We start from the raw sequence: 26,509 nt of genomic DNA, 5'->3' as shown, positions 1-26,509 counted from the left end.
ACAAAAATACGTATCAAAACATAGCTTTCACTAGTAGTTTTAAAGCTGTCAACATTCATAATTACAATCATAAAAAAATCATAATGCAAAATAAAGGACTCGTAAAGTTATTTGCTCTTTTGTTTGGTTTGGTAAGTATCTACCAATTATCATTCACATTCAAAGCAAATCAAGTAGAAAAGGCCGCTCAAGAAGTAGCCATTAATAAAATTCCAGAATCAGATCCAGATTTCCGTGCTAAGCGAAGCGCTGAAGAAGCAAACTATTTACAATCTGTAGCTACAGATACTGTATTTAACATTGGTATTGCTAAATTCACTTATAACGATGTGAAATCAAAAGCCATGAATTTAGGTCTAGATTTAAAAGGTGGTATTAACGTGATTCTTCAAGTTTCAGTAAAAGACATCTTAAAAGGATTAGCTAACAATACTAAAAATCCTGTATTTAATAAGGCTTTAAACGATGCGGAAGAGCTTCAAAAGAACAGTCAAAATACTTATTTAGAAGATTTTTTCTTAGCGTTTGATAAAATTAAAGGCGATACTAAATTAGCGTCTCCAGATATATTTTATACCAAAGCATTAGATGGTGAGATTGAAGGAAACATGTCTGATGACGATGTTAAAGCAGTTATCAGAACCAAAATTGATGAATCTATCGTTTCAGCTTTCGAAGTATTGCGTAAACGTATTGATGAGTTTGGTGTAACATCTCCAAATATTCAACGTTTAGGATCTTCTGGTCGTATTTTAGTAGAATTACCAGGTGTTAAAGACGTAGAACGTGCTACAAGTTTACTACAAAGTACTGCGCAATTAGAATTCTGGGATGCTTACAAAGGCGAACAATTTTTTAACTTTTTAGCACAAGCTAATGATGTTTTAAAAGAAACTGCTGAGGTTAAAAAAGATACCCTTACAGCAGAGCCACAAGATGAAGAGAATGCCACCGATTCAACTATTGATGATTTGTTAGGTGAAGCAGCTACTGATTCTACAGCAGTACAAACGGTAAACCCACTTTTCGATTTAATTCGCGGACAAGGGTATCAAGGCGGTCCAGTGATTGCTCAATTCGAAATTAAAGACAAAACAAAAGTTCTTAATTACTTGAATTCACCTAAAGTAAGAGCATTGCTTCCTGCTGAAATGCGTTACACTAAATTTGCTTTTGGAAAGCCAGAAAAAGATAGTGAAATAGTAGATTTATATGCTTTAGTTGGTAATAGAGATAATGTTCCACAATTAAGCGGTGCTGTTGTAACAGATGCACGTAACGATTTTGGACAAACCAATAAGCCAACTGTGTCTATGCAAATGAATGCTAAAGGCGCTAAGATTTGGGAAGAAATGACTGGAAAAGCGTATGCCCAAGGAACTCAAATAGCGATTGTTTTAGATAACATTGTATATTCTGCTCCAGGTGTAACTACAGGGCCTATTTCTGGTGGGAATTCTGAAATTTCAGGAAACTTCACATTAAATGAAGCTGTCGATTTAGCAAACGTATTACGTGCGGGAAAATTACCAGCATCGGCAGATATTATATCTAGCGAAGTGGTAGGACCATCTTTAGGTCAAGAAGCTATCGATAGTGGTACTATGTCCTTCTTAATTGCTTTAGTATTAGTACTTGTTTGGATGATACTTTACTACGGAAAAGCAGGTGGTTTTGCTGATGTTGCCATGGCTTTAAATATCTTATTAATCTTCGGTATTTTATCAGGCTTAGGAGCTGTATTAACATTGCCTGGTATTGCGGGTATAGTACTTACCATAGGTATGTCGGTTGATGCGAACGTAATTATTTTTGAACGTATTCGAGAAGAGATAGCTAAAGGTAAAGGACAAAAAGAGGCGATTCAAGACGGATTTAGTAATGCATTATCATCTATTTTAGATGCCAATATAACTACAGGTTTAACCGCTTTAATTTTATTTATTTTTGGTACAGGTCCTATTAAAGGGTTTGCTACTACTTTATTAATTGGTATTGGTACATCGTTATTTACGGCTATTTTTATTACTAGATTATTAGTTGATTGGTACGTAAACAGAGGAGGTAAATTAGAATTCTCTACAGCAATTACTAAAAATTTATTTAGAAATTTAAGTATTGAGTTCTTAAAGAAACGTAAAATTGCTTATGTTATTTCTGGAGCTTTTATTTTAGTAAGTTTAGGTTCGTTATTTACAAATGGATTAGACCAAGGTGTCGATTTTGTTGGAGGTAGAACATACCAAGTGCGTTTTGCGCAAGATGTAAATGCTTCAGAAATAGCCGACGTTTTAAAAGGTGCTTTTGGAAGTGCAGATGCTAAAACAGTTGGTGGAGATAATCAATTGAAAATTACTACTAAATATAAAGTTAATGAAACTGGAACTGAGGTAGATGAGGAAATAAGATTAAAATTATTTAATACGTTACAGCCTTATATGGCTGGCTTGAGTTATGAGCAATTTATAGACTTAAACGATGAAAATAAGCAAGTAGGCCTAATGCAATCTTTTAAAGTAAGTCCAACGATTGCTGATGATATTAAACAAGCATCTTTTTGGGCAATCTTAGGATCTTTAATAGTTGTGTTCCTTTATATCTTATTTCGTTTCAAAAAATGGCAATTCTCGCTAGGAGCTGTTGCTGCAGTATTTCATGATGTTTTAATGGTATTAGGTGTATTCTCATTAACATACCGATTTATGCCATTTAGTATGGAAATAGATCAAGCATTTATCGCGGCTATTTTAACGGTAATTGGTTACTCGTTAAATGATACCGTAATTGTATTCGATAGAATTAGAGAATATGTAAACGAGCATACTAATTGGAATTTTGATAAAGTGGTTGATGTATCATTAAGTAGTACTTTAGGCAGAACCTTAAATACATCGTCTACTACTTTAGTAGTATTATTATCCATCTTTATTTTTGGAGGTGAATCCATTAGAGGCTTTATGTTTGCATTAATAGTAGGTATTATAGTTGGTACTTATTCATCGTTATTTATTGCAACACCTTTAATGTATGATACAGTAAAAAGAGAAGAAGACAAAAAGAAAATAAAAGAATAACTCAAAATATTTTTTATTAAAGCCTATTAACAAGCTGTTAATAGGCTTTTTTTTTGTTTTATATTATCCCATATTTTAATAATAATCGTATATACAACAAACAACTAATTTAAATACATTTGATAAATATTTCAATCATTTAAAACCCATATGTATTACTAGTGAAAACAAAACATCCCTTGAGCAAAAAGTTTCTTTTTGTATCGCGCTGGGGCGAATCTTTAGATATTATAAATACTATTAAATTAGAAGGTAACGACGTTAAAATGTTTATCGAAGATAAAGCCTCCAAAGAAATTGGTTTTGGTTTTGTTAGTAAAATAACACAATGGGAAAAGCATATAGATTGGGCTGATATTATTGTGTTTGATTACACTGGTTATGGCAAAGTTGCTAGTGAATTAAGAGCAGCCGGTAAATTAGTGATTGGTGGTACCGAATATACCGATAAGTTAGAACTAGACAGAAATTTTGGACAAGCGGAATTAGAAAAGCATAAAATTAAGGTCATTCCTTCTAAAGAATTTACATCATTTAATGATGCCATAAATTACATTCAATCCCACCCCAATACATATGTAATTAAACCTTGTGGTGAAACACAAGAGCTTAAACAACTCTTATTTGTGGGTAGTGATGATGAGGGTTTGGATGTTATTCGAGTTTTAAAAGCCTACGAAAAATCATGGGGTAACAATTTTGGCAATTTTCAATTGCAGCGAAAAGTAAAAGGTGTAGAAGTATCGGTCGCAGCATTTTTTAATGGGACTGAATTTATTTACCCAATCAACATCACTTTCGAACACAAAAAATTGTTCCCTAAAGAATTAGGTGTTTCTACCGGAGAAATGGGAACCAGTATGTTTTGGACCAAAGATTCGCCTATTTTTGAAGCTACGTTATTAAAATTCCAAAGCACATTAGCCAAACATAATTTTATTGGACATATTGATATTAACTGTATCGTAAACGGCCATGGTATTTACCCGTTAGAGTTTACGTCGCGTTTTGGGTATCCTCAAATATTTATACAAAGGGCAGGTATTACTGAACCTATAGGGGAATTGTTTTTTAAATTAGCAACTAAAAAACAATTCAAAATTAATGTAAAAAAGGGATTTCAGGTAGGTGCTTTTATTGTAGTGCCCCCGTTTCCATACGATGACAAAAAAACATTCAATTTGTTTTCTAAAGATGCCGTAGTGGTATTCAAAAAAAACGGTAAAGATGGTGTGCACGCCATGCATTTAAAGAAAGTAAACGACGAATGGTTAATTACAGGTAATACAGGTATTGCCGTTTTAGTTACAGGTATAGGAAATACAATGAAAGATGCTCAGAAAATGATGTATAATAGGATTAGTAATGTAATTATCAATAATGGGTATTACAGAACCGATATTGGAGATCGATGGACTGAAGATTCAGATAAGCTTTGGTCGTGGGGCTTATTATAAAATTAAATTTTGAATCAAATTTTCAGTCAATTGATACCGAAAAGTCAGTCTGAGCTTGTCGAAGACTTTTCTTTTCAGTAATACAGAGATTTTCAATATAATAACTAATTCATATTAAATCCATTCATAAATGACTTTCAAACTCAGCGAAGAAGTTTCGGGTTTTTTTAAAATTCTGCCCGAAGATTGGCAAGAAGCTTTGTTGCCTTTTTTGGAAACATATAAAAAAACTATAAAGTGTTATGTGTTTATAGACGGCAACCAAATTATTGCAGGCGGGTTGGTGTTTTCAACATGCCCTCCCGATATGCTATATGCTGTAGAAGAAGCAAACTCATGGTTTCAAAAAGGGTATCTATATTTAGGTTTTATTTATGTTTTAGAAGAAAAAAGAGGTCAGAATTTAGGATCGCTTTGGTTGAATGAATTAAAAAAAATACATCCCAAGCAAAATTATTGGCTAACTATTGAAGATTTAAACTTGGATGCTTTTTATGTGAAAAACGGATTTCAACCTATAAAATCTTTATATAATAATGGGGTAGAAGAAAAGCTGTATGTTTTTGAAGCTTCATCATAATTAATTTATCTTATTGCTGTATTAACAAATAGTTGTTGTCTAAGTTTTAATTATTAGATTGTAGTTGTAACTTTGAGATTATAAAAAAATGAGATAATGAAATTACTATTGTCACCAGCAAAATCACTCGATTTTGAAACTAAGTTACCCACAACACAATATACACAGCCGCAGTTTTTAGAGCAGTCAGAGCGTTTAAATAAATTACTTAAAAAGAAATCGGCTAAAAGTTTGTCTATACTTATGCGTATTTCTGATGCGTTGGGACAATTAAATTACGAGCGTAACCAAGAGTGGCAATTACCTTTTACGGTAGCCAATGCAAGACCCGCTATGTATGCCTTTAACGGCGAGGTGTATAGAGGCTTAGACGCCTTTAATATAGCTGAAGATAAAATAGAGGCGACACAAAACACCCTGCGTATTATTTCTGGATTATACGGTTTGCTTAAACCTTTAGATTTAATACAGCCTTACCGTTTAGAAATGGGAACTAAATTTCCTGTTGGAAAAAACAAAAATTTATATGAGTTCTGGAAAAAAGCTATTGCTGAAGCTTTAAATGACGAATTGGAAGAAGGAGAATTGCTATTAAATCTAGCAAGTAATGAATACTTTAAAGCGATAGATATTAAAGTTTTAAAAGCGCCCGTCATTACAGCTAATTTTAAAGATTTCAAAAATGGGGAATACAAAATGATAATGACCTTTGCCAAACAAGCCCGAGGTTTAATGGCTCGCTATGTTATAGATACCGATGCAAAAACAATTGACGATATTAAAGGGTTTAATTACCAAGGTTATAATTTTAGTGAACCTATGTCTACAGATACCGAATTAACTTTTATTAGATAACCTATGCCATATTATTTAATTCTATTACTTCAAGGCTATTGTATTTATCATGCGTATAAAAACAGAAATGCCTATTACTGGTATTTTTTAATCATGTTTATACCTGTTATAGGTTCCATTATTTATCTAATAACTCAAGTTTATAACAAACAGGATGCAGAAAAGATTCAAGAGGAAATAGTTTCAGTTATCAATCCTACAAAAAAGATTAAAGATTTAGAAAAGCGACTCCAATTTACTGAGACTTACCAAAACAGAGTTAATTTAGCCGATGCATTATTAGATATTAAGGATTACAAAAATGCCATACCACATTATTTAGCGGCGTTGGAAGATAGCTCTCAAAACGATTTTTATGTTACCAATAAATTAATAGAGGCATATTATGGTCTTAAAGATTATAATAAAGTTATTTTATTTGCTGAAAAAATTCAAAATCAATCTGAATTTAAAAAATCGAGAGCTCAATTTTTATATGGTTTAGCTTTAGAGAAATTAGGGAATTTTGAAGCAGCAGAGGCGAATTTAAGAAAAATAGACATTCGCTATTCCTTTTACAATGAGCGTTTAGCACTTGCTAAGTTTTTAATAAGCAAAGATAAAGCAACTGATGCTAAAGAAATATTAGAAGAAATAAAGATTGAATCTCAAAACATGACAAGTGCAAATAAACGCATTTATAGAACCACGGTTCAGGAGGTTGAAAAACTTTTGGTAGAACTTAGCTAAAAGCCATTATTTTACAATGGCTTTTTTATCAATGCTAATTTTACTTTCAATAGAAGGTTTCTTTTTTATTCTAGGGCGTCTAGCACCAAAAGTACCTCGATTTATTTTACCTCGTTTTGTTTTTTTATCTCCTTTTCCCATAATTTAATCTATTTTTAATAGCCATAAAATACAAAAATTCATATAAAAATCAAAGTAAAAAAGTTGTTTGTACATAAGCATCCATATCAACCATTCATTCAACCAGATACTACCAAGTTAATTGTGGGCACACTGCCTCCTCCACGTTTTTCAATGGGACAGCTTTTAGAAAAAGATGTTGATTTTTGTTATGGAAGTTATTATAATTCGCTGTGGTTTTTTATCGATAAAATTTATAATCTCAATTTAAGGTATGATAATTCTCAAGAAGCAGTCAATGAACGCAAATCATTTTTGATAAATTATAAAATTGGCGTTTGTGATATTGTTGAAAGTTGTGAACGTGATAAAATTGACGCTTCAGATTTGGGTATGAAAAACATAAAACTAAGAAATTTGATAGGCTATTTAAAGGCATTTCCAAATATTGATACGCTTCTGTTTACTGGTGGAAATAGCAAAAATGGACCCGAATATTTCTTTAGAAAACATCTTAAAAACTTTGACTTAAAGTTAGAAGTTATTTCTTCTGAAGTGCCTAGAATACACCAATTTAAATTAAAGGGTAATTTGGACTCTTCCTCCAGAATTATTAAAACCGTTTCACTAACTTCGAGTTCTGGTGCTGCAAATATTTCAATAAGTAAACTACCTTTATACAAACATTTAAAAGCTAAAAATCATCAATTTAACACCTTCGATTTTCGAGTGATGCAGTATAAAGAGTTTTTTTAATAGCTTGTGGTATAGTATAAGGTTGAAGTTTATTCGCTATAGCTGATACTATCGCCCACGGTAAGAGACCATTCATCTGTTAAACCAGCGTTAACTTCTAAAACATATTTTGCAGGCTCGTTTGATGGGAGTGAAGTTTCATCAAATGGTTTAGCATTTTTTTGAAAGCTAACTATTTTTTTTGCTCCGTTAATATACACAAGATCCAATGCTATTTTAGTGTTTTTCATGTAAAAGTACCGTTCAGTTTCATCATCAAAAACAAATAACATGCCTTGGTTTTTTTTCATGGAATCGCGATACATTAATCCGGTTTGGATGTCAAAATCGGTGTCAGCTATTTCAATATCTATTTTCAAACTGGTAGAATCTACCAATTTAAAAATACTAAGCTCACCTTCTTTTTTAAATGAAATATCAGTTTGTTTAATAGGCTTTTTATCTTCTTTACAAGCAAAAACACTTAAAGTCAAAATAGAAATTAATGTAATATGTTTAATAAACATCTTATTTAACTGTAGTTTTAGGTTTATAGATAAACATAAAATAGAGACCAATAATTATAAAAGGAATGCTTAACCATTGCCCCGTATTTAACCCGAACCAATTGATGTATTCTTCTCCTTGAGGTTCTTTTACAAATTCAACAAAGAAACGTACAGTCCATAATAGAATTAAAAACAATCCAAAAAGAAATCCAGTTTGGTCTCTTTTTGTTGTTTTAGAATAGAAATACCATAAAATTAAAAATACAAAAATATAACAGAATGATTCGTATAATTGTGCAGGGTGACGGTATGGAACAGCATTCAATAATTCTGCAAATTGCGGATTATTAGTAACAGCATTGTAAGCTTTTGGAATATCATTAATACCTGTTAATTGTACAATTTGGTTTTTATAGTATTCATCTTGAATAAAACGAACGCCAAAAGAAGAATCAGTGATTTTTCCAATAATTTCAGAATTTATAAAGTTTCCAATTCTAATAAATATAGCGCCCAAAGCAACCGATATCACCACACGGTCTAAAATCCAAAGTAAGGATTTATAGTTGTATTTTTTACGGTACAAGTACATACCTATAATAATACCTATAGCAGCACCATGACTTGCAAGTCCTTGAAAACCTGTAAATTCAAAACCGCCTTTAAACTTAAAAGGTAGAAAGATGCTAAAAAAATCTTCAGATATTAATTCAGATTGATAAAATAACACATGCCCTAAACGTGCTCCAATCATAGTTGCTAAAACCGTGTATATAAATAAAGGGTCTAGATATTCTAAAGATATTTTTTCTTTAGTAAATATACGCTTCATAATATACCAGCCTAAAACAAAGGCTACCACCCACATGAGGCTGTAGAAGTGTAGTTTGAAATTTCCAATAATGTCGATGCCTGTTATGGGATTCCAATCAAATTTTAATAGGTACATAGAGTTATAATTTACAGCGTTTTTTATTAGTATGCTTTTTTATAAAATTATTTTTGAAGTTTTAATACTTCTACTTCAAAAATTAAATTTGTTCTAGGTGGGATGGACCTGTTTCCTGTTTCACCATAACCTAAATGGTATGGAATAAATAGTGTCGCTTTATCACCTTCCCGTAATTGTTGTAAGCCTTCTTTAAAGCCAGCAATCATTTGTGCATTAGGACTTAAATCTGCCACTATAGGTTGGTATTGATTGGCTTCTTTTCTATGATTATTAACAATGCCAAAAATTTCAGCTATATCTAATTGGTTGGTATCAAGTATTTTTCCGTCTTCTAAATACAACGAGTAGTTGGTTAAAACTTTACTAGTTTCTTTTAAATCTTTACCAGTACCTTTTTTAGTAACAATATATTTTAAACCAGAGGCTAAAGTAGTTGCTTGTTCTTGTTGTTTTGTAAATCTTTTTTTTGTGTCTTTTAAAAGAGCTTCGGCTTTAGCTATTTTTTCTTTTTCAAGTTTTTCAGCTTTAGCAAAATGATTAACAAAAACATCTTGAGCATCAAAATTTTTAGCAGATTTCCCTTTTCTTATAATATTTAGTTCTTCAATAACGACATCTTCAATGGGTTTGTTTCCTGGACCTGTTTTTACATTAGAAATACTATCTTGAATATCTAAACCAATGACAAGTTCACCAAATATAGAATGAACATTATCTAGATGTGGCTTAGGGACTTCAGTAATAAAAAATTGACTGCCATTTGTTTTGGGTCCCGAATTGGCCATAGATAAAATACCTGGTTTGTCATGTTTTAAATCTGGATGAAATTCATCCATAAATAGGTAGCCAGGACCTCCGCTACCCGTACCAGTTGGATCTCCACCTTGAATCATGAATTTGTCCATTACTCTATGGAAAATAAGACCGTTGTAGAAATCTTTCTCTCTAAAAGCACTGTCCACCATTGTGTTGGTACCTTCTGCAAGCGACACAAAATTGGCAACAGTAATAGGTGTTTTATCGTAAGCTAATTTAGCTACCATAATGCCTTTTGTGGTAACAAATTCAGCATAAATACCATCTTCTAGGTCGGGGTATTGTGCTTTACAAGATGTAATTACTATTACAACAGTAACTAATAAAGCTTTAAAAAAATGTTTTAAAGGAGTCATTACTAATTTGTTTGATTTTGATTAATAGAATGTATGGTAACTTCACATATTAAAGGGGTGTTGCTTCTTATTTTATGTTCATCACCATAATAACCATAGGCTTTTTGAGAAGGAAATAAAAAAGTAGCTGTTTCACCCGTTTTTAAAAGTTTTAAGCCTTCGCGAAGTCCGGTAAATAACTCTTCTCTGTCCATGGCATAGGTTTGCGTTTTAAGTTCTTCTTTAGAATATATTAAGCTACCGTTTAGTGCTTTTACATTGTAATCGTAGTTCACGATGTCTCCAAATTCAGGAGTTTCAAATGAATCAATTTCAACTTTGGTATTGTAGTAATACCAAAAACCACTTTCTGATGCGATATAGTTATTGTCTTTATGCTGCTTCATGATTTTCTCTATTTGAGATTGTTCGTGAGCATATAATTTTTTGTTTCGTTCTACGGAAGCATTAATAAAAGAACCGGAACTTACAGAAACAGGGCGTCTGGCTTCTGGTTGTTTACAGCTAATAACGGCTAGTAAGATTAAAACAAGTAGGACTAATTTATTCATTGTTTAGGGCTTTATTATAACTAGGCAATATACTAATAAATTTTTCAACGGTATCTTTTAAAGATAAAGAGCTTTTTCCGCCAGCTGCATTTATATGGCCACCACCTTCAAAATGAGACCGAGACATTTCGTTTACAGAAAAACTGCCTTTAGAACGCAAAGAGATTTTGATAATACCTTCTTGTTTGTCTTCAATAAAAATTGCAGCTAAAACAACATTATCTAATGATAAGCCATAATTCACAATACCTTCAGTATCTCCTTTTTTGTGATCGTACCGGTTTAATTCTTCTTGAGATAGTGTTATGTAAGCAGTTTTAGATTCTGGAATAACTTTTAAATTAGTTAAAGCACAGCCTAATAATTGCAAGCTTTTATAACTATTTGTGTCATAAATGTTATTATGAATTACCGAATTATTAGCACCTTTATCAATTAAATCGGCTATAATTCGATGTGTTTCACTAGAGGTTGAAGGAAATCTAAACGAACCTGTATCGGTCATAATACCTACATATAAACATGTAGCAATGTTGGTGTCGATAAGGCTTAAATCACCTAACATATCAATAAAATGATACACCATTTCGCAAGTAGAACTCATGCTTACGTCGCTAAACACATATGTAGCATAATCATCTGGTGCTTGGTGGTGATCAATCATTATTTTAATAGCTTTACTTGCAGCTAGAATGGTTTCCATATTTCCAGCTCTGTGCAATGCATTAAAATCCAAAGTAAAAATAATATCGGCATCATTTATTAAACTATCACAAGCTTCTGTTTGTGAATCGTATTTTAATATGTTTTGTTCACTCGGAATCCATTTTAAAAAAAACGGGTAATCGTTAGGTGTTATAACTTGTACTTGATGATTGTTTTTTGTGAGATAATGATACAGTCCTAATGTGGAGCCAATAGCGTCACCATCAGGGTTTTTATGGGGTACAATTACTATCTTTTTTGGGATTGATAATAGGTGTTTTATATTTGAAATATCTTGTTTATTCATAGATGGCGAAGATACAATTTTTTTAAAATTCAATGACTTGTTTTTTAATGATAATACCTTACTTTTGCACCGAAATTACAAGAGGTTTGTTAGTTTGTTTTCTGAAAAATTATTTTTTGTAAGCTCATGAAGACCTATTTATCAAATTATTATAACTGAATAAAATTAAAATAAGACAATGGCAACAAATAGAACATTTACAATGCTAAAGCCAGATGCTGTAGAAAAAGGGCATATAGGCGCAATATTAGAAAAAATTTCAGCTTCAGGGTTTAAAATTGTTGCAATGAAATTAACACAAATGACCACAAAAGATGCTCAAACTTTTTACGCAATACATAATGAGCGTCCATTTTTTGCAGACTTAGTTGAATATATGACACGTGGCCCGATAGTAGCTGCAGTTTTGGAAAAAGATAATGCTGTTGAAGATTTTAGAACTTTAATAGGAGCTACAAATCCAGCTGATGCTGCTGATGGTACTATTAGAAAATTATTTGCAGTTTCTATAAGTGAAAATGCTGTACATGGAAGTGATAGTGATGAAAATGCTGTAATTGAAAGCGCTTTTCATTTTTCAGGAAGAGAGATGTTTTAAAACCTCATAAACAAGTTTATAAATAGAAAATCCCGCAACATAGTTGCGGGATTTTTTTGTGTCTTAAAAAAATTAAATAGTATTTATTAAATTACTTTTACATTTACTGCGTTTAATCCTTTTTTACCTTCTTTTAATTCAAATTCAACTTCGTCGCCCTCACGAACTTCGTCAATTAAACCTGAAATGTGAACAAAATGTTCTTTTTTTGAACCATCTTCAACTATAAATCCAAACCCTTTGGAGTCGTTGAAAAATTTAACTGTCCCTTTACTCATACTTAAAATTATTAAATTAATAGTATAAATGTAATATAAAAAAATATTAAAAAAAAAATGTTTTTTTTAGAAAGTTTATAAAAATAAAAAAGTCTATCAAAATGATTGATAGACTTTTAATGTAATTGTTAAAGTATATGTATTAGATTACTTTTACGTTTACGGCGTTTAAACCTTTTTTGCCTTCTTCTAAATCGAATTCTACGGCATCACCTTCACGAATTTCATCGATAAGTCCTGAAATGTGTACGAAATGTTCTTTGTTGTTGTCATCTTCAGTGATAAATCCAAAACCTTTAGAATCATTGAAGAATTTTACGGTACCTTTACTCATGTTATAAATATTAATTATTAATTACTTCAAAAGTACCGCTAAATATCATTAAATACCATATATTTTTCAGTTAATTTTATTTTGAAGTGAAATTCAACAAAAAAGTCTATCAAATTGATTGATAGACTTTTAATTGTAATTGTTAAAGTATATGTATTAGATTACTTTTACGTTTACGGCGTTTAATCCTTTTCTACCTTCTTGTAGATCGAATTCAACTGCATCACCTTCACGAATTTCATCGATAAGTCCTGAAATGTGTACGAAATGTTCTTTGTTGTTGTCATCTTCAGTGATGAATCCAAAACCTTTAGAATCATTGAAGAATTTTACGGTACCTTTACTCATTATGTTTGTTTATAAAAAATTAAGGAACAAAGGTAGTATAATTTTTTATAGATTGTAAATTTTTATTGTTTTTTTTATTTTAAATTTAATTGTCAATTATCTTAGAATCAATTTTTTAATAATTTCTTTTCCTAATTCTTCATTAAGCATCTTAATTATTTTTTCTTTCCCATAACTTAATTCCTCACGTAAAACACTTGAATTAAGTTGTATGTAAAGAGTGTCGCGTTCTAAATTTACAGCGGTCGTGTAATTGTTAACACCATTGCCCATAAGGTTAGCCCAAGCATCGGCTACATTTACCTTGTTTAAGCCTTTCTCTAATTTATTGGTTTCAACAAATTCTTTAAGGGCGTCAGATATGCTTATATGTTCGTTGTTGCGTTTTGCCATGTTTGGTTCTTCATTGTAGACGTTTGGGTGTTGTGATTTTTATATCTTTATCTTGTCTCATTTACAACTTAAAAATTTCATACGATTGGTGCACTTGTTTTACAACATTTTCAGTGCGTTCAGGGTGTGTGTCACTTATAAAAAGTTGCCCGAAATCTTCGTTATCAACTAATTTAATTATTTGAGCCACTCGATTTTCATCTAATTTATCGAAAATATCATCAAGTAATAAAATCGGGTTTACGTTACTTCGAGCTTTTATAAAATCGAATTGAGCCAATTTTAAAGCTATTAAAAAAGATTTTTGTTGGCCCTGACTACCAAATTTTTTAATAGGATGGCTTTCAATATTAAAATGTAAATCATCTTTATGAACGCCCACACTAGTATATTGTAACGCTTTGTCTTTATTAATATTTTTCTGCAGCAGCGTATTTAGGTTGTCTTCAAATAAATCGCTATGGTAGTTCAATTCTACTATTTCATTACCATTACTAATTACTTCGTAACGTGCTTTGAATATGGGAATGAATGTTTGTAAAAAAGCATCACGTTTTTCAAAAATTACGGCGCCAAAATCGTTTAATTGAGTATTGTAAACGTCTAGAGTATCTTTATTAAAGGTGTGGTTTAATGCAAAATACTTTAATAAGGCGTTGCGTTGCGCTAGTATTTTATTGTAACTTATGAGGTTGCTTAAATACGTTTTATCACTTTGTGAAATGACACTATCAATAAACTTTCGGCGGGTTTCGCTGCCTTCAATGATTAAGTCTCTGTCGGCAGGGGAAATAATTACTAAAGGTAAAAAGCCAATATGTTCGCTAAATCTTTCATAAGGCTTGCCATTGCGTTTAATAACTTTGGTTTGTCCGCGTTTTAAACTAATCACTACTTTTTCGGTTTTGTTTTCTTTTTCATAATCACCATTAATCACAAAAAAATCTTCATCATGCTTTATGTTTTGTGAAGCAACAGGGTTAAAATAACTTTTTCCAAAAGATAAATGATAAATAGCGTCTAAAACATTTGTTTTTCCAATACCGTTATTACCAACAATACAATTTATTTTTTCGCTAAAAATGAATGACTTGCTGTCAAAATTCTTGTAATTTAGTAATGAAAGTGATTTTAAAATCATAAAAAAATTAACTTAAAAGGTACACAGAAAATGCGACTCTTTAAAAGGATGTGCAAATTATTGAAAAATATCAAATAAATAACCTTTTAGTTATGAAGAAAAATTATATTTTTGCGACGCATTAATTTTAGATAAAATACATGGCTACTTATAATAAAAGAGGATACAAACCTAAAACAAAAGAAGAAAAGATAGAGGACGTAGAACAACATTCTACTACAGCCGAAGTTTTTAATACACTTGATGAGTCAGCATCAAAAACAGAAGCTTTTGTAGAAAAGAATCAAAAATACATCTTTATTCTTGTAGGTATTGTTGCTGTAGTTGTGTTAGGCTATTTAGGTTATAATGAGTTTGTGTCCAAGCCAAAACAAGTTACGGCTATGAACGATATGTTTCAAGCTCAAAAATATTTTAATGATGCTGTAAATGGTACTGCTAAAGATTCGCTTTATACCTTAGCTTTAAAAGGAGGAGAAGGTAAATTTGGTATGTTGGATATTATTAAGGAGCATAGTGGTACACCATCTGCTAACTTAGCTAATTACTATGCTGGTACTGCTTATTTACATTTAAAAGATTACAAGAATGCTATAGAGCACTTAAGTGATTTTAAAAGTGAGGATGAAATATTAGCACCTTTAGCTAAAGGAAATATTGGTGATGCGTTTGCACAATTAAATCAATCTGAAGATGCTTTAGATTATTACGAGCAAGCTGCAGAATTACGTAATAATGAATACACTACACCTATGTATTTATACAAAGCGGGGATTATTGCTTTAGATTTAGGTAAAGCAGATAAAGCGCTTACTTATTTTAACAAAATTAAAGATGAATTTCCAAATTCGTCTGAAGCTACCTCTATCGAAGTGTTTATTGGTAAAGCTCAAGTATTGACAAATAAATAATATGGCTACGGCAAATAAAAATTTATCTGATTACGATAAAACAACAATCCCAAATGCGAATAAGTTTCGGTTTGGGATTGTTGTTTCAGAGTGGAATGATACCATTACTGAAGGGCTGTTTCAAGGGGCTTATGATGCGCTTGTAGAAAACGGTGCCTTGCCAAGTAATATCATCCGTTGGGACGTTCCTGGAAGTTTCGAACTTATCTATGGAAGTAAAAAAATGCAGCAACAAATGGTAAATGCAGTTATTGCTATTGGTTGTGTTATTCAAGGAGAAACCAAACATTTCGATTTTGTATGCGAAGGTGTTACACAAGGAATTAAAGATTTGAATGTGGTACATGAAACCCCTGTAATTTTCTGTGTGCTTACTGATAATACCATGCAACAATCTATAGATCGTTCTGGTGGTAAACATGGGAACAAAGGTACAGAAGCTGCTATCGCCGCTATTAAAATGGCTGAACTGCGAAAAAATAGTTAAGGAAGAGTTCCAGAGCTACAAAGATGCAAAGTTTCTAAGCTAAAACTTTGTAGTTTATAGAGAATTTTCGTTATAACATCCTTTTTAACTTAGAAGCTTTGTTTCTTTGAGTCTTCGTAACTTCAAATGTTAACATTTTTTAGTAATTCTATTCTTCGTTTCTGCCTATTTTTAAGTATTTTTGAGGGATAAGAACGTATTCACTTTGTTAAAACAACACAAACATAAATCCTTTAATTATCAATCCTCTTTTTCAAAAGAAAAGGATTCAGATGCTAACTTAGAAGATTCTAAGAAAATAGAATTTGTTTCTAAGTGGAAGCGTAATAGCGAAAGAAGCCGAAAAGTAAAAGGCGCTATGCCAATACGAACACTCATTATTGTTTTGGTATTATTATTGATTTGCATGTATTTGTTAGAAAACAAATATATGTAACCAAAAATTTAGAAATCATGGGAATTTTAAAACTGCGAAAAAATAAAAAGTTTAGTTATACACCACGGTATTTTGACGATAAAGGTGAAGGTAATCCGTTTGAAATTAAACATAAATTTGACGAACATAGAAAAACTGTGGGAGGCAATGTAGGTTTTAAAACAAAACTGAATAATGCTTTAGACGATTTAAAAAACAACCCAGATAAAAAAGCTGACAAACGTATTTTAATTATTGTTGCAGTGTTAGTTTTTATATTTTTAGCAATCATCGAATTCGATTTATCTATATTCTTTTCTAAATAATACATGGCAGACATTATACAGCTATTACCAGATCATGTAGCAAACCAAATCGCTGCTGGAGAAGTTGTACAACGTCCTGCTTCGGTAGTTAAAGAACTATTGGAAAATGCTATAGATGCTAATGCTACAGTAATTAAACTTATCATAAAAGACGCTGGTAAAACACTCGTTCAAGTCATTGATAATGGTAAAGGTATGAGTACTACTGATGCTCGATTAAGTTTTGAGCGTCATGCCACTTCTAAAATTCGTACAGCCGACGATTTATTTCATCTAAACACCAAAGGGTTTCGCGGTGAAGCTTTGGCTAGTATTGCGGCTATTGCACATGTAGAATTAAAAACAAAGCAAGAACAAGACGAAGTTGGCAATTGTATTGTTATAGAAGGTAGTACTATTGTATCCCAAGAGGTTGTAGTAACACCAACCGGGACTTCAATTTCTGTAAAAAATCTTTTTTTTAATATTCCTGCGCGACGTAATTTTTTAAAATCGAATACGGTAGAATTGCGCCATGTTTTCGATGAGTTTCATAGGGTAGCCTTGGCACATCCTACTATTAGTTTTGCTTTGTATAACAACGGAAGTGAATCTTTTAATCTTCCTATTAGTAATTACAGACAACGTATTGTGAATATCTTCGGAAATAAAACAAATGAAAAATTAGTACCTGTTGAAGAAGTAACCGAAGTTTTAAAAATTTCAGGTTTTGTTGGGAAACCAGAATACTCGAAGAAATCCAGAGGCGAGCAATATTTTTTTGTGAACGATAGATTTATAAAAAGTCCGTATTTAAATCATGCTATTTCATCTGCCTTTGAAGGGTTGTTAAAGAGCGGGAATCATCCCAGTTATTTTTTAAATTTAGCGGTGAATCCACAAACTATAGATATCAATATTCATCCCACAAAAACAGAGATTAAGTTTGATGATGAACACACTTTGTACGCCTTGTTGCGTTCGGCAGTAAAACATAGTTTGGGACAATTTAACATTGCGCCCGTGCTTGATTTTGAGCGGGATGCCAATTTAGATACGCCATACAATTTTAGTAATAAAGAATCAAACATACCAGTTATTGAAGTAGATAGAAGTTATAATCCATTTAAGGAGAATAACTATACAGATGTAAAACAAACACCCACTTTCAAAAAGCAATCTACATCTAACTGGGATGGTTTGTATGTGGGTTTAGAATCGAAAGGAACTAAAACCAATCACAATTTTAGCGAAGTTCATTTTGAAAGTGAAGAAACAACTATATCGGCTTTTAGCGATGATAATAAAATAGAACAAACAAAAACCACCTATCAACTTCATAATAAGTATATTGTAAGCACTATAAAATCGGGTATGTTGGTTATCGATCAACACCGCGCGCATCAACGAATTCTGTACGAAGATTTTCTTAAGAATTTAACAATTAAGGAAGGTATGAGTCAACAATTGCTGTTTCCGTTAGAATTGCATTTTTCTTCACAGGAAATTCAAATTATTAGCCAATTAAAAGAAGACTTAGAACATACTGGTTTTGTGTTTTCAAACGTTACTAATGAAGCTATTGAAATTACAGGAGTTCCTGTGTCTGTACCAGAAAGCGAAGTGTCTATTATTTTAGAACAATTAATTGGTGATGTTGAAAATGAAGTACCCGATACGCATTTTAGTGCCACCGATTTATTAGCGAAATCGATGGCTAAAAGTTTAGCTATAAAAAGAGGGCAATCACTAGAAAAAGATGAGCAAGAGCATTTAGTAAATAAACTATTTGCATGTAAAGAACCCAATGTATCACCTACTAACCGAATAACATTTATAACCATGAGTGTTGACGAATTAGATAAAAAATTTATATAAATTATGATGCGAATTTCTGAAACCGTTAAGCATTTAATAATTATTAACGTAGTTATGTTTATAGGAACACTATTTGTAGCAAATGGTGCTTTTTATGAATGGTTTGCTATGTATTTTCCAAAAAATGATTTGTTTAAACCATGGCAAATTATTACGCATATGTTTATGCATGGTGGGGCTTATTTAGATAATTTAAGCATTATGCACCTTCTTTTTAATATGTTTGCTTTATGGATGTTTGGTTCTCCTGTGGAGCAGGTTTTAGGTTCAAAACGCTTTTTGTTTATTTATTTTTCAGCTGGATTAGGGGCTGTTGCTTTGCAAGTAGGGTATTATTATTTTCAATACCTGCCAAACTATAATTCTTTAATAGCTTCAGGGTTGAGTTCAGAGCAAATAACTCAAATGCTTACTACTAATAAAGTATTTGAAGGTGTTTCGCAATCGCAACTTATGGAATTACAAAATATATTTCCAGTGTTTAATGCGTCTATGGTTGGTGCTTCCGGATGTATTATGGGTATCATGGCAGCATTTGGTATGATGAACCCTAATGCAGAATTGATGCTTATATTTTTACCCATTCCTATAAAAGCGAAATATTTTATTCCTGGAATTATTATTTTAGATTTAGTATCGGGTATTACAGGTCAGTCTTTCTTTAGTCCAAGTAACACCGCTTATATGGCACACGTTGGTGGAGCACTTACAGGCTTTTTTATTATGTGGTATTGGAAGAAAAATCAGTTTAACAGAAATCGTTGGGATTAATGAGTTTAACAAACGACATAAAATATAAATTCGCCAACCTGAATGTTTTAGAAAAAATTATAGTGGCTAACCTAGCTGTATATATTCTAGCATTGTTGCTAAATTTAAATTGGTTTGAATTACCTAGTGATTTAGGTAATTTTATATTGAAGCCTTGGGCACTAATTACCTATGCTTTTGTACATTATGATTTTTTACATATTCTTTTTAACATGCTTTGGTTATATGTTATTGGACGTATGTTTTTAAATTTATTTAGTGCAAAAATGGCTTTGAATATTTACTTTCTTGGAGCCATGTCTGGCGGATTGTTGTTTATGTTATGTTATACCCTGTTTCCAAGTGTATTTGGTGCTAATTCTAATTTAGTTGGGGCATCGGCAGCAGTAAGAGCCTTATTGATTTTTCTTTGTGCTTATATGCCCAATCAAGAGGTGCGATTCTTTATGTTTAACTTAAAGCTTTGGTATATTGGATTAGCAATCATAATACTAGATGTGTTAGGTGTTTTTACAGGCATTCGTAATCCTGAAGTAGGTAATGCGGGTGGGAATTTGGCACACTTAGGAGGCGCCTTATTGGGCTATTTTTATGCAAAACAATTATTAAAGGGTGACGATATAGGAAAAGGTTTCGAACATCTAGTAGACTTGGTTGTTAGCCTGTTTAAACCATCAAAAAAAGGGCCTTTGAAAACGGTTCATAAAAATAAGAGTAAAGTTGGAGGATATACTAAATCAGATTTTAACGAGTTTAATAATCAAAAGAAAATTGATGTTATCTTAGATAAAATAAGCAAAAGCGGTTACGATAGTTTAACGGTAGAAGAAAAAGAATTTTTATTCAGGGCAGGGAAATAGTATGAAAAAATTAAGCACTATAAATAAGATTATTTACGTTATCAATATTTTGGTTGCTGTTGTTCTGTTATTAGCTTATGCTTTACCTTTTTTACCACCCAGAACCTTTTCTGTATTATCTGTACTTAGTTTAGGGGTGCCTTTTTTGATTTTATGTAATGTGCTGTTCTTTTTATACTGGTTACTTAGGGTTAGAAAACAACTCATAGCATCGTTACTGGTGCTTTTAATTGGACAGATGGTATTTGGGTCGTTATATAGATTTTCGTCTTCAAAAAAAATTGAAAGCACAAATAATATTAAAGTGATGAATTACAATGTAAGGTTGTTTAATTTGTATGACTGGATTCCTCAAAAAAATATTGATACTAAAATAGTAGGTTTTATTAAAACCGAAGCTCCCGATATTTTATGTATTCAAGATTATCGACCAAGTCCAAGTGTCGATTTTTCTTTTTTTAAGTATAAATTTGAAAAAATTTCAGGAAAAAAAATACATAATGGGCAAATTATTTTATCTAAGTTTCCAATAATAAATTCGGGATCTTTAGAGTTTCCAAACACTCATAATAACGCCATTTTTGCCGATGTAGTAAAAGGAAAAGATACAATAAGAGTTTATAATATTCATTTACAATCCTTGAAAATCGATACCGATGTAGAAAAGCTTAAACAAGAAAGTACATCACGTATTTTTAAGAAAGTTGAAAATACCTTTATGAGACAACAGTTTCAATCGGAGATATTTTTAAAACATAAAAAACAATGTCATTATAAAACGATTATTTGTGGTGATTTTAATAATACAGCGTATTCGTACGTATACCGAAAAATTAAAGGAGATTTAAATGATACTTTTAAAGAAGCTGGCAATGGTTTTGGACGCACTTATGAATTCAAATTTTTTCCCGTGCGTATAGATTATATTTTTTCAGATGAAGTCTTTACTGTTAATGGGTTCAAGGCGTATAATCAACATTATTCCGATCATTATCCTATCATGGCTACTTTGAGTTTAGTGGATTAGTCTCATACCTGTTATCTTAACTTTGAAGCTTTGCATCTTTGAAATTTTGTTACTACAAAAAAACGAACTCTACATGAGTGTACAATCTACCAAATCAGCAAAAATATGTATAACGAGACCTAAACCAATCAACCTGGTTTTCTTCGGAATTAAAAGCAATAGATAAACACCAACGGCATAATAGGAGTGTAGTGGATGGAAGCCTATACTACATCTGTTTGGGTCGAAAATAGGGGTTGCTAACAAATGATCTAAATCTATCAGCATCCCTAAAATCATAATTAGGTAAGCAAATTTCCAGTTCGATTTAAAAAAAATCAATGCAATGATTAACGGGATTACAAAATGACAACCGTAATGTGCAATAGTTTGTAGCATTAGTGAGGTATCAAAGTTTGAGATTCTAAATAACTTAAGGCATTTGGTCCTTCATTAAATAACAAATCTAAAATACTAAGGTTTGGTATAAAACCGTGTTTGTCGCTAAATACTTGAGTGTAATTGTCAAATGGTTGTGCTGGTTCTTTTTTTGCGATCACCAAGTGTCTAAAATCGGTTGTGTCTTCAATGGTTTTCTGATAAATTTGAGATTTTGAAGTGTTCAAATCTAATTGCAAACAATCACAAATAACTTCGAAACATTTTAAATTATAATCTAAAATATAATTAGCTCTTATATTGAATAAAGTATGTAATTCATCTTCGTAAAACTCAAAAAAAGGCGAGGTTCTATATGCTGAAAGTAATGATTTCCAATGTAAATCCTGCCAATTGGTTTCATTGAAAATTTTAACATCCCGATACTTCTGCCTGTTTTTCTGTGTATGAATTACAGGTATGTTTAATGCCAGTTTACCGTTTGCGCCATATATGTAAGCTCGGTTTCTGTAGGTTTGTTTTAAAAAATTATCATCAACTTCAAACATAACATTTTCAGCACTAGTAATAGCTACAAAATGTGCTATGCTTGGAAAATATGTTGGATGAATTAAAATGTTCATTTGTTGATGCGTTTATTTGTTAATTTGGTAGTTTCTTAACGCATTCAATTTACTAGTAAGTGTATAATAAATATCTTTTGAAAGCTTTTTAACTTCAATCCAAACTTCTAATTTTTCAAAGCTATAAGCATACATTTCAAATCAACGAATTAACTATTCTTTTTCTTCCTTGCTCTCCATTTATTAAATCCAAACCAAGCCAACATTAAAACCAGAAAAGGAATTAAGAATGAAGTTGCTTTACCTGTACCTCCAACCGTAGTAAAGAAACGATCCCAACGTGGTTTTTTACCATCCCAACTCATCCAAATGAATACTGGTTTTCCAACAACGTGGTCAAAAGGAACAAAGCCCCAAGAGCGTGCATCTATCGAGTTATGACGGTTGTCTCCCATCATCCAATAATAGTTTTGTTTAAAAGTGTAGCTAGTGGCTACTTGTCCATTTATTAAAATTTGATTGCCATTTACTTGTAGTGTATTGCCTTCGTATTCGGTTATAACACGTTTGTAAAGAGGTAATACTTTTAAATTTATATCAATTGTTTTTCCCGCTTCAGGAATGTAAAGGGGGCCAAAAAAGTCAATGTTCCAATTATAGTTTGGGTCGTGAGGAAAAATATTTGGGTCTCTAACACCTTTTTCAGCTTTAACAGGCGTGATGCTTACAACATTAGGGTTGTCTTTAAATTTTGATAACGCTTCATCAGAAATAGCAGAAAAATAATAGGTGTTTTTATCATTTATAATACCAAAACCATCTGTTATATCATAGCGTTCTTTAAGATATGCAGGGTTAAATTGCGATGTTTTTGGCTGTACATGGTAGCTAAATTGTAAATGTGCTCTATCTGGTAGTACATTTTGTTTTCCGTTTATGTACACATAGCCGTTTCGAACTTCTAAAGAATCACCAGCAACACCAACACAACGTTTAACTAAATTGGTTTTTTTGTCAATAGGCTTGTAATAGTTTCTGTCTGGATGAAAGTCGTTCATATCCAACAACGTATCTGCAGGTTGATTAAACACTACAATTTCATTTCGTTTGATGTTTTCAAAACCAGGGATTCTAAGGTAAGGTAGTTGTAGCTTGTTTTTCCAAGAATGACTTCCTTTATGGTCATCAAACAAATACGATTTATTTTTTAATACGGGAATGGTATCATGTACCATAGGGGCGCCTACAGTAGTCATAGGTACTCTTGCTCCATAATGAAACTTACTTACAAATAGAAAGTCGCCTACTAATAACGATTTTTCTAAAGATGATGATGGAATGGTAAATGGTTGAATAAAATAGGTGTGTACAATGGTAGCGGCTACAATGGCAAATAAAATAGAACTCACCCAATCACCAGTAGCCGATTTAGGGTGTAAACTTCTGTTTTCTACGTATTTAACATCGGTAAAATAGTTTAAATAATAGTTGTAAACACCTAAAGTAATTACCGCTAAAAACGTATCTAAATTAGTGTTTTTACCAAAACTCCTTGCGGTTTCTACCCAAACTACAGCAAACATAATAAGGTTTACAATTGGTAAAAATAATAGGATAACCCACCACCACGGACGATTGATAATTTTCATTAAAATAATTCCATTATACACAGGAACAAAGGCTTCCCATGCTTGCCTTCCTGCTTTAATGTATAATTTCCAAGTACCTAAACCGTGAATTACTTGAATAATTAAGATGAAAATAAACCATTGCATTAATGTCATAATCGGAGTTTTTTATTGTTTTAGTACCTAAACTTACTATTCTTGTTACGTGTTTTGTATCTCTTAACCAATATTTAACACATCGTTCATGGTGAATACGCCAGTTTTACCAACAATCCATTCGGCAGCAATAACTGCGCCTAAAGCAAAACCTTGTCTGGTATGTGCCACGTGTTCTATGGTAATGGTGTCTACTTCACTTTCGTAATTTACGGTGTGCGTTCCCGGAACATCTTCAATACGTTTTGCCACAATAGGAATGGTTCTGTCTGCAGGTTCATTTAATTTCCAAGCTTCAAAATTGGAATTATTTGCAATAATATCATTAGCTAAAGAAATGGCAGTTCCACTAGGGGCGTCTAATTTTTGTGTATGGTGAATTTCTTCCATAGACACATTGTATTGTTTTAGAGTACTCATCATTTTAGCCAATGTTTTATTAAGCTCGAAAAAGATGTTAACGCCTAAACTATAATTTGAAGCATAAATAAAAGCACCTTTCTTTTCTTTACATAAAGTGACTGCATTATCATAATTGTCTAGCCAACCAGTAGTTCCAGAAATTACAGGAACCCCGTTGTTTATACAATTTGAAATGTTATTAAAAGCCACGCTTGGAATACTGAAATCGATGGCAACATCTGCTTTTGTAATATCGTAACCTTTGTCATCTTTATCAACGGTTAAAACAACAGTGTGGCCGCGTTTAATAGCAATTTGCTCAATGGTTTTTCCCATTTTTCCGTATCCAAGTAAAGCAATATTCATAATTAAAATTTAAAATTTAAAGTTAATCCAAGATTGCTTGTTGCATCAATCTCATTGATTTTAAAATGTGGTGCCAAAGATAGGTTTTCATCTACATTATATTGCATTAGATGTGCATCAACATTGGCATCAATAATGTTTAATGCGTAAATACCCAGTGTTACCAAAAGCGAAATTTCTTTGTTTTTTCGATAGAATTTTTGTCCGCGTTCTAAACCATCAGTAGAAACTCGTGGTGTAGTTAATTGGTTGCCTTCAGTATCAAAATAAAACTCATCGGTTTTTAAACCTGCAAGTCTGCTTTTGTAGGCATCTCTGTATCGGTTGTATTCTTTATTATTGGTGGAATAAAAATAAATACCAGTAGCTAATCCACCATAAACAATGGGGATTTTCCAGTACCTTTTATTATAAGCTTGCCCCAAACCAGGTAAAACCGCCGAATAGAATGCGGCTTTTGCTGGAGAAAGCGGATTGTAAGGATTTCTAATTTCTATAATAGAATCAACTACTAGGGCTTCAGGTAGCTCTTTTTTTTTTTTGTTTTTTTCTTGAGCAGACAGAAAGCAGCAAAATAATAGTGAGTATATGCTTACTATAAATAATTTATTTGGCACCTTCGACTAATTTTTTAATACGATTAAAATCTTCTTCAGAATGAAAAGGAATCGTAATTTTCCCTTTTCCATTCTTAGAGACTTTAACGTCTATTTTCTGCCCAAAGTATTCTGAAAAAGCCGTAATGCCGTCTTTAATGAGTTTTGGAGTTTCTTCTACTGCTCCTCCTTCTTTTTTTGGAGTTACTTTTACTTCTTGCGTAGTATTGTAGTTACGCACTAGGTTTTCGGTATCTCTTACTGATAATTCGTTTGAAAGTACTTTTTCGTAGATATCTAGTTGAATGGTTGTGTCTTCAATTGTAATTAAAGCACGACCATGTCCCATCGAAATAAAACCATCTCGTATTCCTGTTTGAATAATAGGGTCTAATTTTAACAAACGTAAATAGTTTGTAATAGTGGAGCGTTTTTTACCAACGCGCTCACTCATTTGCTCTTGTGTTAAGTTGATTTCTTCAATCAAACGTTGGTAGGATAAAGCTATTTCTATAGGGTCTAAATCCTGACGTTGAATGTTTTCAACCAATGCCATTTCCAACGACTCTTGGTCGTTTGCAATACGTATATACGCAGGAATGGTTTCTAAACCTAATAATTTGGATGCTCTATAACGACGCTCCCCAGAAACTAATTGGTATTGGGTAAAACCTAATTTTCTAACTGTAATAGGCTGAATGATGCCTAATTCTTTTATAGATGATGCTAATTCAAGCAGTGATTCTTCGCTAAAATTAGTACGTGGTTGAAACGGATTTACTTCAATAAAAGCAATATCTAACTCAATAATATTACCCACAACTTTATCGGCATTTTTGTCTTGTGCCGATTGAATGTCGTTGCTTGGGTCTTTTAAAAGTGCTGATAAACCTCTTCCTAAAGCTTGTTTTTTAATTGCCTTAGCCAT

Annotated in this window: 32 protein-coding genes; 15 read left to right on the top strand and 17 right to left on the bottom strand. The window is 32.0% G+C overall.

Features of this window, described 5'->3' with window-relative positions; all coding sequences use genetic code 11:
- The first annotated feature begins 83 nt into the window (after positions 1–83).
- The 5 genes from secDF to QLS71_RS03320 all read left to right on the top strand — a co-directional run bounded on the left by secDF (position 84) and on the right by QLS71_RS03320 (position 6,695).
- The gene (gene secDF / locus QLS71_RS03340; RefSeq protein WP_308990498.1) at positions 84–3,074 is read left to right on the top strand and encodes a protein translocase subunit SecDF; all 2,991 of its coding nucleotides are present in this window, start codon (positions 84–86) and stop codon (positions 3,072–3,074) included.
- Between the two features lie 179 nt (positions 3,075–3,253).
- Entirely contained in the window at positions 3,254–4,531 is a 1,278-nt protein-coding gene (locus tag QLS71_RS03335; protein ID WP_308990497.1) for a phosphoribosylamine--glycine ligase, read from the top strand.
- 130 nt (positions 4,532–4,661) lie between these two features.
- Positions 4,662–5,111, top strand: a complete 450-nt coding sequence (locus tag QLS71_RS03330; protein ID WP_308990496.1) for a GNAT family N-acetyltransferase — start codon at positions 4,662–4,664, stop codon at positions 5,109–5,111.
- A gap of 96 nt (positions 5,112–5,207) precedes the next feature.
- Entirely contained in the window at positions 5,208–5,966 is a 759-nt protein-coding gene (yaaA, locus tag QLS71_RS03325) for a peroxide stress protein YaaA (protein WP_308990495.1), read from the top strand.
- 3 nt (positions 5,967–5,969) lie between these two features.
- On the top strand, positions 5,970–6,695 hold the full coding sequence (locus QLS71_RS03320; protein ID WP_308990494.1) for a hypothetical protein: 726 nt from the start codon (positions 5,970–5,972) through the stop codon (positions 6,693–6,695).
- 6 nt (positions 6,696–6,701) lie between these two features.
- Here QLS71_RS03320 and QLS71_RS03315 read toward each other — a convergent pair whose 3' ends face one another.
- The gene (locus QLS71_RS03315) at positions 6,702–6,836 is read right to left on the bottom strand and encodes a 30S ribosomal protein THX (protein ID WP_308990493.1); all 135 of its coding nucleotides are present in this window, start codon (positions 6,834–6,836) and stop codon (positions 6,702–6,704) included.
- A 63-nt stretch (positions 6,837–6,899) separates the two neighbouring features.
- On the opposite strand from QLS71_RS03315, the gene QLS71_RS03310 reads away from it, so the two are divergent.
- Positions 6,900–7,571 carry a uracil-DNA glycosylase family protein gene (locus QLS71_RS03310; protein WP_308990492.1) on the top strand — a complete coding sequence of 224 codons (672 nt, stop codon included), beginning with the start codon at positions 6,900–6,902 and terminating at the stop codon, positions 7,569–7,571.
- A 29-nt stretch (positions 7,572–7,600) separates the two neighbouring features.
- Here QLS71_RS03310 and QLS71_RS03305 read toward each other — a convergent pair whose 3' ends face one another.
- Genes QLS71_RS03305 through QLS71_RS03285 form a run of 5 tightly spaced genes read right to left on the bottom strand, consistent with a single transcriptional unit; the run spans position 7,601 to position 11,746 of the window.
- Positions 7,601–8,077: a DUF192 domain-containing protein gene (locus QLS71_RS03305; protein WP_308990491.1), complete on the bottom strand. Its 477-nt coding sequence runs from the start codon at positions 8,075–8,077 to the stop codon at positions 7,601–7,603.
- Between the two features lies 1 nt (position 8,078).
- A complete protein-coding gene (gene lgt, locus QLS71_RS03300; protein WP_308990490.1) occupies positions 8,079–9,008 on the bottom strand; it encodes a prolipoprotein diacylglyceryl transferase in 930 nt (309 codons plus the stop codon).
- Between the two features lie 47 nt (positions 9,009–9,055).
- Complete coding sequence (locus tag QLS71_RS03295; RefSeq protein ID WP_308990489.1) at positions 9,056–10,183, bottom strand: peptidylprolyl isomerase; 1,128 nt, start codon at positions 10,181–10,183, stop codon at positions 9,056–9,058.
- Positions 10,184–10,185: 2 nt separating this feature from the next.
- The gene (gene gldI / locus QLS71_RS03290; protein WP_308990488.1) at positions 10,186–10,734 is read right to left on the bottom strand and encodes a gliding motility-associated peptidyl-prolyl isomerase GldI; all 549 of its coding nucleotides are present in this window, start codon (positions 10,732–10,734) and stop codon (positions 10,186–10,188) included.
- Positions 10,727–11,746 (bottom strand): bifunctional oligoribonuclease/PAP phosphatase NrnA, encoded by a 1,020-nt coding sequence (locus tag QLS71_RS03285; RefSeq protein WP_308990799.1) that lies wholly within the window; start codon positions 11,744–11,746, stop codon positions 10,727–10,729. Before QLS71_RS03285 ends, gldI begins: the two co-directional genes overlap by 8 nt.
- 178 nt (positions 11,747–11,924) lie before the next feature.
- Here QLS71_RS03285 and QLS71_RS03280 point away from each other — a divergent pair, with 178 nt between their 5' ends.
- Positions 11,925–12,344: a nucleoside-diphosphate kinase gene (locus tag QLS71_RS03280; protein WP_308990487.1), complete on the top strand. Its 420-nt coding sequence runs from the start codon at positions 11,925–11,927 to the stop codon at positions 12,342–12,344.
- Positions 12,345–12,430: 86 nt separating this feature from the next.
- Here QLS71_RS03280 and QLS71_RS03275 read toward each other — a convergent pair whose 3' ends face one another.
- From QLS71_RS03275 to QLS71_RS03255, 5 genes are all read right to left on the bottom strand, one after another.
- The gene (locus QLS71_RS03275) at positions 12,431–12,622 is read right to left on the bottom strand and encodes a cold shock domain-containing protein (RefSeq protein WP_308990486.1); all 192 of its coding nucleotides are present in this window, start codon (positions 12,620–12,622) and stop codon (positions 12,431–12,433) included.
- Positions 12,623–12,764: 142 nt separating this feature from the next.
- Positions 12,765–12,956 carry a cold shock domain-containing protein gene (locus tag QLS71_RS03270; RefSeq protein ID WP_308990485.1) on the bottom strand — a complete coding sequence of 64 codons (192 nt, stop codon included), beginning with the start codon at positions 12,954–12,956 and terminating at the stop codon, positions 12,765–12,767.
- A gap of 156 nt (positions 12,957–13,112) precedes the next feature.
- The gene (locus QLS71_RS03265; protein ID WP_034044451.1) at positions 13,113–13,304 is read right to left on the bottom strand and encodes a cold-shock protein; all 192 of its coding nucleotides are present in this window, start codon (positions 13,302–13,304) and stop codon (positions 13,113–13,115) included.
- A gap of 96 nt (positions 13,305–13,400) precedes the next feature.
- The gene (locus QLS71_RS03260; RefSeq protein WP_209655276.1) at positions 13,401–13,697 is read right to left on the bottom strand and encodes a DUF721 domain-containing protein; all 297 of its coding nucleotides are present in this window, start codon (positions 13,695–13,697) and stop codon (positions 13,401–13,403) included.
- A 61-nt stretch (positions 13,698–13,758) separates the two neighbouring features.
- Positions 13,759–14,838 carry a DNA replication and repair protein RecF gene (locus QLS71_RS03255; RefSeq protein ID WP_308990484.1) on the bottom strand — a complete coding sequence of 360 codons (1,080 nt, stop codon included), beginning with the start codon at positions 14,836–14,838 and terminating at the stop codon, positions 13,759–13,761.
- A 140-nt stretch (positions 14,839–14,978) separates the two neighbouring features.
- Between QLS71_RS03255 and QLS71_RS03250 the strand changes: the two genes are divergently transcribed.
- From QLS71_RS03250 to QLS71_RS03215, 8 genes are all read left to right on the top strand, one after another.
- Positions 14,979–15,749 (top strand): tetratricopeptide repeat protein, encoded by a 771-nt coding sequence (locus tag QLS71_RS03250; RefSeq protein ID WP_308990483.1) that lies wholly within the window; start codon positions 14,979–14,981, stop codon positions 15,747–15,749.
- 1 nt (position 15,750) lies between these two features.
- Entirely contained in the window at positions 15,751–16,236 is a 486-nt protein-coding gene (gene ribH, locus QLS71_RS03245; protein ID WP_308990482.1) for a 6,7-dimethyl-8-ribityllumazine synthase, read from the top strand.
- Between the two features lie 205 nt (positions 16,237–16,441).
- On the top strand, positions 16,442–16,672 hold the full coding sequence (locus QLS71_RS03240) for a hypothetical protein (protein ID WP_308990481.1): 231 nt from the start codon (positions 16,442–16,444) through the stop codon (positions 16,670–16,672).
- A gap of 17 nt (positions 16,673–16,689) precedes the next feature.
- Positions 16,690–16,977 carry a riboflavin synthase subunit beta gene (locus QLS71_RS03235; RefSeq protein ID WP_308990480.1) on the top strand — a complete coding sequence of 96 codons (288 nt, stop codon included), beginning with the start codon at positions 16,690–16,692 and terminating at the stop codon, positions 16,975–16,977.
- 3 nt (positions 16,978–16,980) lie between these two features.
- Positions 16,981–18,834, top strand: coding sequence for a DNA mismatch repair endonuclease MutL (mutL, locus tag QLS71_RS03230; RefSeq protein ID WP_308990479.1), 1,854 nt, complete (start codon positions 16,981–16,983; stop codon positions 18,832–18,834).
- Positions 18,835–18,837: 3 nt separating this feature from the next.
- Entirely contained in the window at positions 18,838–19,605 is a 768-nt protein-coding gene (locus QLS71_RS03225) for a rhomboid family intramembrane serine protease (RefSeq protein WP_308990478.1), read from the top strand.
- Complete coding sequence (locus tag QLS71_RS03220) at positions 19,605–20,465, top strand: rhomboid family intramembrane serine protease (protein ID WP_308990477.1); 861 nt, start codon at positions 19,605–19,607, stop codon at positions 20,463–20,465. The genes QLS71_RS03225 and QLS71_RS03220 overlap by 1 nt, the downstream gene beginning before the upstream one ends.
- A gap of 1 nt (position 20,466) precedes the next feature.
- On the top strand, positions 20,467–21,492 hold the full coding sequence (locus tag QLS71_RS03215) for an endonuclease/exonuclease/phosphatase family protein (protein WP_308990476.1): 1,026 nt from the start codon (positions 20,467–20,469) through the stop codon (positions 21,490–21,492).
- Between the two features lie 69 nt (positions 21,493–21,561).
- Here the strand turns inward: QLS71_RS03215 and QLS71_RS03210 are convergent, their stop codons facing one another.
- The 6 genes from QLS71_RS03210 to QLS71_RS03185 form a co-directional block, all read right to left on the bottom strand.
- Positions 21,562–21,870 carry a DUF6122 family protein gene (locus tag QLS71_RS03210; RefSeq protein WP_308990475.1) on the bottom strand — a complete coding sequence of 103 codons (309 nt, stop codon included), beginning with the start codon at positions 21,868–21,870 and terminating at the stop codon, positions 21,562–21,564.
- Positions 21,870–22,493 (bottom strand): WbqC family protein, encoded by a 624-nt coding sequence (locus QLS71_RS03205; RefSeq protein WP_308990474.1) that lies wholly within the window; start codon positions 22,491–22,493, stop codon positions 21,870–21,872. Before QLS71_RS03205 ends, QLS71_RS03210 begins: the two co-directional genes overlap by 1 nt.
- Before the next feature lie 149 nt (positions 22,494–22,642).
- Complete coding sequence (lepB, locus tag QLS71_RS03200; RefSeq protein ID WP_308990473.1) at positions 22,643–24,217, bottom strand: signal peptidase I; 1,575 nt, start codon at positions 24,215–24,217, stop codon at positions 22,643–22,645.
- A 63-nt stretch (positions 24,218–24,280) separates the two neighbouring features.
- A complete protein-coding gene (dapB, locus tag QLS71_RS03195) occupies positions 24,281–24,985 on the bottom strand; it encodes a 4-hydroxy-tetrahydrodipicolinate reductase (RefSeq protein WP_308990472.1) in 705 nt (234 codons plus the stop codon).
- 2 nt (positions 24,986–24,987) lie between these two features.
- A complete protein-coding gene (locus QLS71_RS03190) occupies positions 24,988–25,602 on the bottom strand; it encodes a DUF5683 domain-containing protein (protein ID WP_308990471.1) in 615 nt (204 codons plus the stop codon).
- Positions 25,592–26,509 (bottom strand): ParB/RepB/Spo0J family partition protein, encoded by a 918-nt coding sequence (locus tag QLS71_RS03185; protein ID WP_308990470.1) that lies wholly within the window; start codon positions 26,507–26,509, stop codon positions 25,592–25,594. Before QLS71_RS03185 ends, QLS71_RS03190 begins: the two co-directional genes overlap by 11 nt.

Source organism: Mariniflexile litorale (assembly GCF_031128465.2).
Lineage (GTDB): Bacteria > Bacteroidota > Bacteroidia > Flavobacteriales > Flavobacteriaceae > Mariniflexile > Mariniflexile litorale.
This window is presented reverse-complemented; position numbering and strand designations above follow the sequence as displayed.

Bases quoted from the DNA above. Each gene is read 5' to 3' on its own strand.
- secDF (WP_308990498.1), top strand. From the start codon at position 84: ATGCAAAATAAAGGACTCGTAAAGTTATTTGCTCTTTTGTTTGGTTTG.
- QLS71_RS03330 (WP_308990496.1), top strand. From the start codon at position 4,662: ATGACTTTCAAACTCAGCGAAGAAGTTTCGGGTTTTTTTAAAATTCTG.
- yaaA (WP_308990495.1), top strand. From the start codon at position 5,208: ATGAAATTACTATTGTCACCAGCAAAATCACTCGATTTTGAAACTAAG.
- QLS71_RS03320 (WP_308990494.1), top strand. From the start codon at position 5,970: ATGCCATATTATTTAATTCTATTACTTCAAGGCTATTGTATTTATCAT.
- QLS71_RS03315 (WP_308990493.1), bottom strand. From the start codon at position 6,836: ATGGGAAAAGGAGATAAAAAAACAAAACGAGGTAAAATAAATCGAGGT.
- QLS71_RS03305 (WP_308990491.1), bottom strand. From the start codon at position 8,077: ATGTTTATTAAACATATTACATTAATTTCTATTTTGACTTTAAGTGTT.
- lgt (WP_308990490.1), bottom strand. From the start codon at position 9,008: ATGTACCTATTAAAATTTGATTGGAATCCCATAACAGGCATCGACATT.
- QLS71_RS03295 (WP_308990489.1), bottom strand. From the start codon at position 10,183: ATGACTCCTTTAAAACATTTTTTTAAAGCTTTATTAGTTACTGTTGTA.
- gldI (WP_308990488.1), bottom strand. From the start codon at position 10,734: ATGAATAAATTAGTCCTACTTGTTTTAATCTTACTAGCCGTTATTAGC.
- QLS71_RS03285 (WP_308990799.1), bottom strand. From the start codon at position 11,746: ATGAATAAACAAGATATTTCAAATATAAAACACCTATTATCAATCCCA.
- QLS71_RS03280 (WP_308990487.1), top strand. From the start codon at position 11,925: ATGGCAACAAATAGAACATTTACAATGCTAAAGCCAGATGCTGTAGAA.
- QLS71_RS03275 (WP_308990486.1), bottom strand. From the start codon at position 12,622: ATGAGTAAAGGGACAGTTAAATTTTTCAACGACTCCAAAGGGTTTGGA.
- QLS71_RS03270 (WP_308990485.1), bottom strand. From the start codon at position 12,956: ATGAGTAAAGGTACCGTAAAATTCTTCAATGATTCTAAAGGTTTTGGA.
- QLS71_RS03265 (WP_034044451.1), bottom strand. From the start codon at position 13,304: ATGAGTAAAGGTACCGTAAAATTCTTCAATGATTCTAAAGGTTTTGGA.
- QLS71_RS03260 (WP_209655276.1), bottom strand. From the start codon at position 13,697: ATGGCAAAACGCAACAACGAACATATAAGCATATCTGACGCCCTTAAA.
- QLS71_RS03255 (WP_308990484.1), bottom strand. From the start codon at position 14,838: ATGATTTTAAAATCACTTTCATTACTAAATTACAAGAATTTTGACAGC.
- QLS71_RS03250 (WP_308990483.1), top strand. From the start codon at position 14,979: ATGGCTACTTATAATAAAAGAGGATACAAACCTAAAACAAAAGAAGAA.
- ribH (WP_308990482.1), top strand. From the start codon at position 15,751: ATGGCTACGGCAAATAAAAATTTATCTGATTACGATAAAACAACAATC.
- QLS71_RS03235 (WP_308990480.1), top strand. From the start codon at position 16,690: ATGGGAATTTTAAAACTGCGAAAAAATAAAAAGTTTAGTTATACACCA.
- mutL (WP_308990479.1), top strand. From the start codon at position 16,981: ATGGCAGACATTATACAGCTATTACCAGATCATGTAGCAAACCAAATC.
- QLS71_RS03225 (WP_308990478.1), top strand. From the start codon at position 18,838: ATGATGCGAATTTCTGAAACCGTTAAGCATTTAATAATTATTAACGTA.
- QLS71_RS03220 (WP_308990477.1), top strand. From the start codon at position 19,605: ATGAGTTTAACAAACGACATAAAATATAAATTCGCCAACCTGAATGTT.
- QLS71_RS03215 (WP_308990476.1), top strand. From the start codon at position 20,467: ATGAAAAAATTAAGCACTATAAATAAGATTATTTACGTTATCAATATT.
- QLS71_RS03210 (WP_308990475.1), bottom strand. From the start codon at position 21,870: ATGCTACAAACTATTGCACATTACGGTTGTCATTTTGTAATCCCGTTA.
- QLS71_RS03205 (WP_308990474.1), bottom strand. From the start codon at position 22,493: ATGAACATTTTAATTCATCCAACATATTTTCCAAGCATAGCACATTTT.
- lepB (WP_308990473.1), bottom strand. From the start codon at position 24,217: ATGACATTAATGCAATGGTTTATTTTCATCTTAATTATTCAAGTAATT.
- dapB (WP_308990472.1), bottom strand. From the start codon at position 24,985: ATGAATATTGCTTTACTTGGATACGGAAAAATGGGAAAAACCATTGAG.
- QLS71_RS03185 (WP_308990470.1), bottom strand. From the start codon at position 26,509: ATGGCTAAGGCAATTAAAAAACAAGCTTTAGGAAGAGGTTTATCAGCA.